General features: G+C 68.3%; 11 protein-coding genes. 6 read left to right on the plus strand and 5 right to left on the minus strand.

The window, feature by feature from the left end:
* Positions 1–45 precede the first annotated feature (45 nt).
* A complete protein-coding gene (locus AC5Y47_RS21000) occupies positions 46–831 on the plus strand; it encodes an alpha/beta fold hydrolase (RefSeq protein WP_499946181.1) in 786 nt (261 codons plus the stop codon).
* Positions 832–833: 2 nt separating this feature from the next.
* Entirely contained in the window at positions 834–1,142 is a 309-nt protein-coding gene (locus AC5Y47_RS21005; RefSeq protein ID WP_499946182.1) for an MGMT family protein, read from the plus strand.
* On the opposite strand, the gene AC5Y47_RS21010 is transcribed toward AC5Y47_RS21005, so the two are convergent.
* The 3 genes from AC5Y47_RS21010 to AC5Y47_RS21020 form a co-directional block, all read right to left on the minus strand.
* Positions 1,139–1,993, minus strand: a complete 855-nt coding sequence (locus AC5Y47_RS21010; protein ID WP_499946183.1) for a TIGR02569 family protein — start codon at positions 1,991–1,993, stop codon at positions 1,139–1,141. The genes AC5Y47_RS21005 and AC5Y47_RS21010 overlap by 4 nt on opposite strands.
* Before the next feature lie 360 nt (positions 1,994–2,353).
* Entirely contained in the window at positions 2,354–3,520 is a 1,167-nt protein-coding gene (gene moeZ / locus AC5Y47_RS21015) for an adenylyltransferase/sulfurtransferase MoeZ (protein WP_499946184.1), read from the minus strand.
* A 143-nt stretch (positions 3,521–3,663) separates the two neighbouring features.
* Complete coding sequence (locus tag AC5Y47_RS21020; protein ID WP_499946185.1) at positions 3,664–4,689, minus strand: DUF3152 domain-containing protein; 1,026 nt, start codon at positions 4,687–4,689, stop codon at positions 3,664–3,666.
* A gap of 191 nt (positions 4,690–4,880) precedes the next feature.
* Here AC5Y47_RS21020 and fasR point away from each other — a divergent pair, with 191 nt between their 5' ends.
* Complete coding sequence (fasR, locus tag AC5Y47_RS21025; RefSeq protein WP_499946186.1) at positions 4,881–5,567, plus strand: HTH-type transcriptional activator FasR; 687 nt, start codon at positions 4,881–4,883, stop codon at positions 5,565–5,567.
* Here fasR and AC5Y47_RS21030 read toward each other — a convergent pair.
* Positions 5,564–5,821, minus strand: coding sequence for a DUF3107 domain-containing protein (locus AC5Y47_RS21030; RefSeq protein ID WP_499946187.1), 258 nt, complete (start codon positions 5,819–5,821; stop codon positions 5,564–5,566). The two genes, fasR and AC5Y47_RS21030, sit on opposite strands and share 4 nt — an antisense overlap.
* Before the next feature lie 214 nt (positions 5,822–6,035).
* On the opposite strand from AC5Y47_RS21030, the gene AC5Y47_RS21035 reads away from it, so the two are divergent.
* Positions 6,036–6,731: an MmpS family transport accessory protein gene (locus AC5Y47_RS21035; RefSeq protein WP_499946188.1), complete on the plus strand. Its 696-nt coding sequence runs from the start codon at positions 6,036–6,038 to the stop codon at positions 6,729–6,731.
* Between the two features lie 4 nt (positions 6,732–6,735).
* On the opposite strand, the gene AC5Y47_RS21040 is transcribed toward AC5Y47_RS21035, so the two are convergent.
* Positions 6,736–7,431 carry a ferritin-like fold-containing protein gene (locus tag AC5Y47_RS21040; protein WP_499946189.1) on the minus strand — a complete coding sequence of 232 codons (696 nt, stop codon included), beginning with the start codon at positions 7,429–7,431 and terminating at the stop codon, positions 6,736–6,738.
* Positions 7,432–7,699: 268 nt separating this feature from the next.
* Here AC5Y47_RS21040 and AC5Y47_RS21045 point away from each other — a divergent pair, with 268 nt between their 5' ends.
* Both AC5Y47_RS21045 and AC5Y47_RS21050 read left to right on the plus strand, forming a co-directional pair.
* Positions 7,700–9,208 carry a DEAD/DEAH box helicase gene (locus tag AC5Y47_RS21045; RefSeq protein WP_499946190.1) on the plus strand — a complete coding sequence of 503 codons (1,509 nt, stop codon included), beginning with the start codon at positions 7,700–7,702 and terminating at the stop codon, positions 9,206–9,208.
* A gap of 15 nt (positions 9,209–9,223) precedes the next feature.
* Complete coding sequence (locus AC5Y47_RS21050) at positions 9,224–10,438, plus strand: Rv3212 family protein (protein WP_499946191.1); 1,215 nt, start codon at positions 9,224–9,226, stop codon at positions 10,436–10,438.
* The last annotated feature ends 15 nt before the right edge of the window (positions 10,439–10,453 follow it).

Genomic DNA, 10,453 nt, shown 5'->3' on the forward strand with positions numbered 1-10,453 from the left:
GATGCAACCACGAGGGTCTGACAAGTCGCCTGGCATCATCGACGCGTGACCGCCGACCTGCACATACACCGCTTCGGACCGCCCGGCCCGATCAAGCTGCTGGCGCTGCACGGGCTGACCGGCCACGGCCGGCGGTGGCAACACTTCACCGACTACATACCCGAAATCGCCACCGCGGCGCCCGATCTGATCGGCCACGGCAGGTCGTCGTGGGCGGCGCCATGGACCATCGACGCCAACGTCGCGGCGTTGAGCGGGTTGCTGGATGCCGGGGCGGACGGTCCGGTGCTGGTGGTCGGCCATTCCTTCGGCGCCGCGGTGGCGCTGCACCTGGCCGCGGCACGCCCCGATCTGGTGGCCGCATTGTTGCTGCTCGACCCCGCGATCGGGTTGGACGGTCAATGGATGGCAGAGATCGCCGAGGCGATGCTGTCGTCGCCGTACTACCCCGACCGCGCGGAGGCCTTCGCAGAGAAGTCGACCGGGTCGTGGGCAGACGTGGACCCGGCGGTACTCGCAGCCGACCTCGACGAGCACCTGGTGCAGATGGCGAATGGACAGTACGGCTGGCGCATGAGCCTGCCGGCGATCACTTCTTACTGGAGCGAGCTTGCGCGGCAAATCGTCTTGCCGCCCCAGGGCATACCGACGACGTTGGTGCGAGCCACGTGGACGTCACCGCCCTACGTCAGCGACCGGCTGATCGCGGAACTGCGGGATCAGTTGGGCGACGACTTCCAGTTGCTGGACTACGAATGCGATCACATGGTGCCGCACGCCAAACCCGACGACGTGGCAACGCTGGTGCGCAAAATGTTGAAGTCGCGGTAGCCGTGGCGCAGATCACCGACGAACAGGTCGAGCGGGTCCGCGCGCTGGTCGCGGCCATACCCGCGGGCCGGGTCGCCACTTACGGCGACATCGCCTCTGTCGCAGGGCTTTCCAGTCCACGCATCGTCGGCTGGATCATGCGCACCGATTCCGCGGACCTGCCCTGGCACCGGGTGATCACCGCGTCCGGCCGCCCCGCTGCGCATCTGACCGCCCGGCAGTTGGAACTGCTGCGCGCAGAGGGCGTGCTGTCGGTGGACGGCCGGATCGCACTCAGCGACGTCCGTCATCAATTCGGTTCCGAGGACTAGAGATTGAGCCGGACCAGTGCTGCGGTGCGGGCCAGTCCGGGAAACGCCTCCGCGGTGGAACGTGGATGCAGCGCGTGCACGGCGAGGCGAAATATCAAGGCGCGCAACAACATCTGTGGCCACTCGGGTAGCGCATTCCAACGCTCGATGAGACCGTCGTCAGCCTCTCCCCACGACAACGCATCGACGACCACCACCCCGGCGGCCCATGAGGCGGGGCGCCAGTACGGCGTGATGTCGGTGATGCCCGGCGGTGCGGTGCCGGCGAAAAGCACTGTGCCGTACAGGTCGCCGTGCACCAGCTGGTTGGGACTGCGGGTCGGCTTGCGCAGCGTCGCGAGTTCGTTGATCAGTTCGACCGATCGTTCGGCGTCGGCGGACGACGGCGCGGTCCGCGCTCCCGGCGGGACCGACTGCAGCGGGCGCTCCTCCCACGCGGCGCGGTCCGCGGCGATGAAGACGTCGACGTCGGCCCAGGGCGCGGTGGGGCCCTGAGTCAGGAATCGGGGACGCTCCAGCTTGCCGGTGGCCTCGTGCAGCCGGACCGCCGCCGAGACCACCTCGTCGTGCCGGGCCTCCGGGGTCCCGGCGACGAATGTGTCTGCCCGCCAGCCGGAAACCACGTAGCGGCCGTCGGTCGACCGCACCGGGCGGGCCAGGCGCACGCCGTCGACGAACAACGTCTCCCGCACCCGCGCCGACCAGGCGGCACGCGCGTTGTCGGCGACCATCGACAAGACGACCTCACCGCAGCGCCAGCCGTTCTCCCACGCGGCACCCAGGGCAGCGGGCTGCACACCGGTCAAGCCGAACGCCGCCAGCACGTGCTCCGGCGGTGGCTCGACACTCACGGGAGTCAGCCTATCTGGGTGGCGATGCGCGTCGGCACGACGCGCTGGGGAGCCGGACTTTCGGTTCCCATATCGGGCGATCAGCACGCGGCTTGCGGGGTCCCACCCAACAATTTGTCCAGCTCATGAGCTCGTGGCCAGCAGCCGTATTTCACCGGGTGCGGCCCGAGTCGTTGCAGGCGTTGTGCATCGCGCTGGATCCTCAATGCTGCACCTCGCTTTGACGGCTGAGCAGCGCTGATATCAGCCCGGCTTGCCGAGCGCGCCAGACAGCCCTGCTGGGCGCCTTGGCCAGCGGCACCGCCAACGCCGCAGCTCAATACCCGTTTTCGCGCCGACCCGACGGCACCGCGGGCCGGCTCAGTACATGACCATGTCGGGCTGAATCTGCTTGGCCCAGGCCATGATTCCGCCCCGCAGATGCACCGCGTTAGAGAAACCGGCTTGCTGCACCGCCGCCAGCGCCTGGGCCGAACGCACGCCGCTCTTGCAGTACAGCACCGCTTTGCCGGCTCGGGGCAGCCGCGACAACCCGTCCCCCGACGTGATCGTCGACAGCGGGACCAGCTTGGCACCGTCGATGTGCACGATGTCCCACTCGGCTTGCTCGCGGACGTCGATCAGGGCCACATCTGTGCCGGAATCCATCAGCCGGCGCAACTCCTGCGGAGTAATCGTGGAATCGGCCTGGTCCGAGGGCACCGCGCCGCAGAAGTACTCGTAGTCGACGAGCTCGGTGATCCTGGGGGTGGCGGGGTCCTTGCGGATCCGAATCGTGCGGTAGCTCATTTCCAGTGCGTCGTAGATCATCAGCCGGCCCAGCAGCGTTTCCCCGAGCCCGGTGATCAGCTTGACCGCTTCCGTGCCCATCACCGAGGCGATCGAGGCGCAGATGACGCCGAGCACACCGCCTTCGGCACACGAGGGCACCAGCCCAGGTGGCGGCGGTTCGGGGTACAGGTCGCGGTAGTTCAGGCCGCGGCCGTCGGGTGCGTTCTCCCAGAACACCGAGACCTGACCTTCGAAGCGGAAGATCGATCCCCAGACGTAGGGCTTGCCGGCCAGCACCGCTGCGTCGTTGACCAGGTATCTGGTCGCGAAATTGTCGGTTCCGTCCAGGATCAGGTCGTACTCACCGAACAACTCGACCGCGTTGTCGGGCCCGAGCCGGAACTCGTGCAGGCGCACGTCGACCAGCGGGTTGATCGCCGCGATCGAGTCTCGGGCCGACTGTGCTTTGGGCCGCCCGACGTCGGCGACGCCGTGAATGATCTGGCGCTGCAGGTTGGACTCGTCGACGACATCGAAGTCGACGATCCCGATGGTGCCGACACCCGCGGCGGCCAGGTACAGCAATGTCGGTGCGCCCAGCCCACCCGCGCCGATCACCAGCACCCGCGCGTTCTTGAGCCGCTTCTGCCCGTCCGGTCCCATCTCGGGAATGACGAGGTGACGGCTGTAGCGGGCCACTTCGTCGCGGGTGAGCGCGGCCGCGGGCGCGACCAGAGGCGGCAGCGATGGTGTCACAAAGACGAGGTTAGGCGATCCAGCGCACCCGCGAGCACACCCGCCAGCACACCCGCCAGCACACCCGCGAGCACACCCGCGAACAGACGCAAAAGCCCCCGTTTCGGCACGAAACTGGGGGCTTTTGCGTCTGTTCGCGCCACTTAGGCGATCGGGAACGGCCAGGGGTTGAACCGGCAGGTCTTGCCGTCGGCCTTGACCTGATCGGGGTCGAATTTCGCCCCGTCGTTGTTGGCGGTGGAGAACGTCTGCTGCATCATCACCGGGGCAAGCCCACCCTGCTGGTCACAGGGCTCGTGGCGCACATAGCCGATGGCGTGGCCGACTTCGTGGTTGACTACGTATTGCCGGTAGGAGCCCACGTCGCCCTCGAACGGCACCGCGCCGCGCACCCACCTCGCTTCGTTGATGAACACCCGCGACTCGCGGTCCGAGCCGAAGGACGGGTTATAGCAGGAGGTTTCCAGCGGGAATTCGTAGCCGCATCCCACCCGAACCGTCATCGGCGAGACCAACGAGATCCGGAAGTCGGGCTTGCCGCTGTCGACCCGGACGAAAGCCAGTTGCGGATTGTGCGTCCAGCCCTTCGGATTGTTCAGCGTCAGGTCGACCATCTGGGCGAAAGCGTCGTCGCCGCCGTACATCGTGGGGTCCAGGCCGTTCTCGACCTCGACGGTGTAGCGGAACACCTTGGCGGTGCCTTGCCCGACCTGCGGGGTGGTACCGGGAACCACGCGCCACGTCTTGTCCCCGGCCGGGGTGAACGGACCGCCCTCGGGCAGGATGCCGGTGGGCAGGTTGGCGTCGAACGCAGACAGGCCGCGTGGCGGCGTGTCCAGGATCGAGGTGCCGACCGCACCGATGGTCGGCGGGTCTTTGTGGATCGAACTCGCCGCCGGCTTGGGTGTGTTGGTGCCCGTCACCGTCTGGTAGGCCACCACCACGGTGAGCACCGTTAGAAACGGCAAGGCGTACGCGCGCCAGCCGTAGGTCGATACGAACCGACCGAGCCAGGATTGTTTGCGCCATTGGCGCGGGCGGTCGCGGTCGGCACGGACCCGTCCCGCGTTCTGCCCGAGCGGGTCGCGCTGAGCCCGCAGCGGCTCCCGCCACTCGTCGCGCAGCACCGGCGCACGACCAGTCGGCCGGGCAGGTGGCGGGGACGTCATTTCCCCAGGATTGCACAGCGACGGGCGCCGTCCCGTCCTGGCGCGCCCGAAAACGGGCCTGCGACAGACCCGGCCACGCGGGATAACGCCGGTTCGGATCGGCGGGACGCCGCAGGTAGTAGTCTTCTTGCGACATACGGTGCGACTTCGGGGATGGCAAAATAGGCGCACCAGCAACGGATTGAGGACCGATGAGCGATCTCGCCAAGGCGGCGCCGCGACGCGCTGTCAGGTCGGCCGACGGCGTTCGGCCCGGCGACGGCGCCGTCCCGTCCAACCGGCGCGGCAACCGGCTGCCGCGCGATGAGCGTCGCGGCCAGTTACTGATCGTCGCCAGCGACGTGTTCGTCGATCGCGGCTACCACGCCGCCGGGATGGACGAGATCGCCGACCGGGCCGGCGTCAGCAAACCTGTTCTGTACCAACACTTTTCCAGCAAGCTGGAACTGTATCTGGCGGTGCTGAACCGGCACGTGGACAACCTGGTGTCCGGCGTGCAACAGGCCCTGGACCGGACCACCGACAACCGGCAGCGACTGCACTCCGCGGTCCAGGCGTTCTTCGACTTCATCGAGCACGACAGCCAGGGCTATCGGCTGATCTTCGAGAACGACTACGTCACCGAGCCCGAGGTCGCCGCGCAGGTGCGGGTCGCGACCGAATCGTGCATCGACGCAGTGTTCGCGCTGATCGCCGAGGACTCGGGGCTGGATCCGCACCGCGCCCGGATGATCGCTGTCGGGCTGGTCGGCATGAGCGTGGACAGCGCCCGGTACTGGCTGGACTCCGACCGTCCGATCTCGAAGTCAGCCGCGGTCGACGGCACCGTGCAGTTCGCCTGGGGCGGCCTGTCGCACGTGCCGCTGACCCGCTCCTAACTCTTCCCCGCGACTTCCGCACCGACTGCGCCGACACCGAATCCGACGCGACGCGCGTCGGCGACCCCGATCTCGACGTAGGCGATCTTGGCCGCATTGACCAGGAAGCGACGGCCGCGCTCGTCGTTGAGGGCCAGCAGCCCCGATTCGTCGCGCAACGCGGCGCCGACGAGTTCTTCCACCTCCGCGGGCGTCTGCCCACTGGAGAACACCAACTCGCGCGGGCTGTCCGTGATACCGATCTTGACCTCCACGGGTCCCCTTCCGTTGGCGTTGCGTCGTAAACGTCTCAGCAGCAGGCTAATAGACACCTCCGACCGACAGCGCCCCGCGCCCCCTGACCGGCAGTTCGCGGTTAGCGAACGAACCCGTCACGATTCGGTCTAGCCGCCGCCGGGCACGCCCCCCACTGATCGGACCGTCGATACCATCGGCATCATCAGTAACACGCGTAACACCCTTTACGACATGGACCGGGAGACCGAGGACTACCCGGACGATGACGGCTGGGCCGGCTACGACGCCGACGACGAGAGTTGGGACGACGACGACGGCGAGGAGTGGGGCTGGCCGGCAGACCACCGCTGGCGCCCGGTCGCCTTGTTCATCGGCGTCGTGGTGGCTATCGGCGCCGTCGCAACCGCGGTCATCATCAACAGCGGCGACAGCGCGACAACCAAGGCCACCGTGGGTGCGCCGACCCCGCGCACGGTGATTTCCACCACATCGCGCCAGCCGGCCCCGCCGAGCCTGTCACCGACGCCGACCACCACTGCGCCCAGCGCCAAACAGCTGCCGCCGGAAACGGTCACCACCTTGACACCCTCCAACACCGCGCCCACCAGGACCGCGGCACCGGCACCCACCGCTGCCCCGCCCGGTGCGGCACTGAACCCGCGCACCGTCGTCTACAGCGTGACCGGGACCAAGCAACTCTTCGACATGGTGAACATCGTCTACACCGACGCGCGGGGCTTTCCCGTGACCGAGTTCAACGTCGCGCTGCCGTGGTCGAAAATGGTCGTCCTCAACCCCGGCGTGCAGACCGAGTCGGTGATCGCGACCAGCATCTACGGCCAGCTGAACTGCTCGATCGTCAACGCCCAGGGTCAGCTGGTCAAAGCCTCCGCCAACAACTCGGCGCTGGCGACCTGCACCCGTTGACCCGTCAGCTCAACCCCAGTTCGCGCATCCGCTGGTTGTGCGTCTGCTGCAGGCGATCGAAGAACGCGCCGAGCTGGCCCAGCCCGCCGCCCCCGGAAAGCACCAGGTCGACCAGCTCGTCGTGGTCGGCCAGCAGGAACTGCGCCTGGGTGATGGCTTCGCCGAGCAGCCGGCGGGACCACAACGCCAACCGGCTGCGCTGCTTGCCGCTGGAAGTCACCGCGGCGCGCACTTCGGCGACGACGAACTGCGAGTGCCCGGTTTCCGACAGCGCCGCGCGGACCACGTCAGCGACTTCGTCGGGCAGACCGCCGGCGATCTCCAGATACAGGTCGGCGGCCAGAGCATCGCCGACGTAGGTCTTGACCAACGCTTCCAGCCACGTGCTCGGAGTGGTCAGCCGGTGATAGTTCTCCAGCGCCGAAACGTACTTCGACATCGCCGCAACCACGTCCACGCCGCGCTTTTCCAGCGCGTCGTGCAACAACTCGTAATGCCCCATCTCGGCGGCGGCCATGCTGGCCATCGAGATCCGGCCACGCAGATCCGGTGCCATCCGCGCCTCGTCGGTCAACCGGTAGAACGCGGCCACTTCGCCGTAGGCAAGCAGTGCGAATAGTTCGTTGACGCCGGGATGGTCCGCCGACAGCCGGGGACTGGGCGAATCCGCCACTTCGTCGGCAGCTGAGGGCGGGGGCATGGCAACACTGTAGTAGGCAGCCGGGGAACAGGCCGGGCCCCGCTGGGCGACCAGGTATGATGACTGATTGGTAGTGGCTGAATCTGTGCTGCCACCACCGAGGAAATGTGCGTGCACGTAGCCGCCCGCCCAAAGTTGTCGATATCACCGAGCGGGCCCGGCGAAGTAGTCGAGTCGGAACTGGTGCGCGCGTGAACCGCGACACAGAACAGCACGAACTAGTCCGATTCAAGTTCGATTACTTCACCGGAAGGCATTCCACCCGCGTATGACCGCACTCAAAAGCACCTCTGGACTCACCTTTGCCAAACTCGGAGTTCGCGACGAAATCGTCCGCGCCCTGGCCGAGAAGGGCATCGAAACCCCCTTTGCCATCCAAGAATTGACCCTGCCGCTTGCCCTGGCCGGCGAGGATGTCATCGGCCAGGCCCGCACCGGTATGGGCAAGACCTTCGGCTTCGGTGTGCCGCTGCTGCAGCGCATCACCTCCGACACCGCCACCCGTCCGCTCACGGGTGCCCCGCGCGCCCTGATCGTCGTGCCGACGCGGGAGTTGTGCCTGCAGGTCAACGGTGACCTGGCGACCGCCGCCAAGTACCTGACCGCCGCCAAAGACGACGGCGGCGAGCGCCCGTTGTCGGTGGTGGCTATCTACGGTGGCCGCGCCTACGAACCGCAGATCGAGGCCTTGCACAAGGGCGCCGACGTCGTGGTGGGCACCCCGGGCCGGCTGCTCGACCTGTGCCAGCAGGGCCACCTGCAGCTGGGCGGTTTGTCGGTGCTGGTGCTCGACGAGGCCGACGAGATGCTCGACCTGGGCTTCCTGCCCGACATCGAGCGCATCCTGCGGCAGATCCCCGGCGACCGCCAGTCGATGTTGTTCTCGGCGACCATGCCGGATCCGATCATCACCCTGGCCCGCACGTTCATGGTCCAGCCCACCCACATCCGGGCCGAGGCCCCGCATTCCCTGGCCGTGCACGACACCACCGAGCAATTCGTCTACCGCGCGCACGCGCTGGACAAGGTCGAGCTGGTCAGCCGGATCCTGCAGGCCGACGGGCGCGGCGCGACCATGATCTTCACCCGCACCAAGCGCACCGCCCAGAAGGTGTCCGACGAGTTGCACGAGCGCGGCTTCGCCGTCGGCGCCGTCCACGGCGATCTCGGTCAGATCGCGCGCGAGAAGGCCCTCAAGGCGTTCCGTTCCGGCGACATCAACGTTCTGGTCGCCACCGACGTGGCCGCTCGCGGCATCGACATCGACGACGTCACCCACGTCATCAACTACCAGTGCCCCGAGGACGACAAGATGTACGTCCACCGCATCGGTCGCACCGGCCGCGCCGGTCGCACCGGCGTCGCGGTGACGCTGGTGGACTGGGACGAGCTGGAACGCTGGGGGACGATCGACAAGGCACTCGGACTGGACTCGCCCGACCCGGCCGAGACCTACTCCAATTCCCCGCATCTGTACTCCGAGCTGTCCATCCCGACGGAGGCCGGCGGCGCCGTCGGCGCGCCGCGTATGGCGCCGGCCAAGCGCCGCGAGACCGGCAACGACGGTTCCGCCCGTCCCGCTCGTCGCACCGCCAAACCACGCAAGCGCACCCGAGGCGGCAAGCCGGTCACCGGTCACCCCGTCAGCCCCAACGGCGAAGCCGCGGCCGAAGCCCCGCCCGCCGCTGGTGCCACCTCGGCTACCCCGTCCAGCTCGTCTGCCCGGCGGCGCCGTCGTCGGCGCAAGCCGGCGGATGCCGCTGCTGCGACGAACTGAGCCATACTCACTTCCGTGGTCCGACCCGAGCGCCGCACCAAGGCCGACATCGTGGCCGCCGCGACAATCGCGCTCGTCGTCGCCGTCGTGGCGGGCCTGATCTGGTGGACCAGCGATGCCCGGGCCACAATCAGCCGGCCGGCGGCCGTTCCGGCCCCGACCCCGACTCCGGCTCGGGAAGTGCCGGCCGCGCTGCGTCAGCTGTGGGCCGCACCCAGTCCGGCCACTCGGGTGCCGGTGGTGGCCGGCGGAACCGTGGCAACCGGAAACGGCCGTCTGGTGGAGGGGCGCGACCCCAATACCGGTCAACCGCTGTGGAGCTACTCGCGCGACGCCGACCTGTGCGGGGTGACGTGGATCTACCACTACGCCGTCGCGGTCTACCGTGACGACCGCGGATGCGGGCAGGTCAGCACCATCGACGGGTCGACGGGCCGGCGTGGACCCGCCCGCACCAGCTACGCCGATCCGCGGGTGCGGCTGTCGTCCGATGGCACCACGGTGTTGTCGGCGGGCAGCACCCGTCTGGAGATGTGGCGGTCGGACATGGTCCGAATGCTCGCCTACGGCGAGACCGACGCGCGGGTGAAGCCCTCGGCGCGCGGCCTGCACTCGGGCTGCACTCTGGAGTCGGCCGCGGCCAGCTCGTCGGCGGTGTCGGTGCTCGAGTCCTGCGCCAACCAGGCCGACATGCGCCTACTGCTGCTGCGCCCGGGCAAGGAGGACGACGAACCGGTGCAGCAGGTTGTGCAGGAGCCCGGCGTGCGACCGGGCACCGGCGCGCGGGTGCTGGTGGTCTCGCAGAACCGCACCGCGGTGTATCTGCCGACACCACAGCCCCGGGTCGACGTCGTCGACGACACCGGCACGCCGGTGTCGAGCACGCTGCTGGCCGGCCCGCCGGCCGAATCGGCGGTCGTGTCGCAGAGCGGCGGGGTGGTCACCTGGTGGACCGGGGATGCGCTGCTGGTGTTCGATTCGAGCAGCTTGGCGCTGCGTTACACGATCGCCGCTGGTGAGACGGCTGTTCCGCTGGGGCCGGGGGTGATGATGGCGGGGCAGATGTTGGTGCCGGTGACCGGCGCGATCGGGGTGTACGACCCGGTGAGCGGTGAGCCCAGCCGATACATCCCGGTGGAACGACAACCCGGCAATTCGGCTGTCATCCCGGTGGTGTCGGGTTCGCGGGTGTTCGAGCAGCGCGGCGAGACCCTGGTCGCGCTCGGTTAAGGCGCGCTGAGGCGC

It is taken from the genome of Mycobacterium sp. NGS22 (assembly GCF_059813095.1).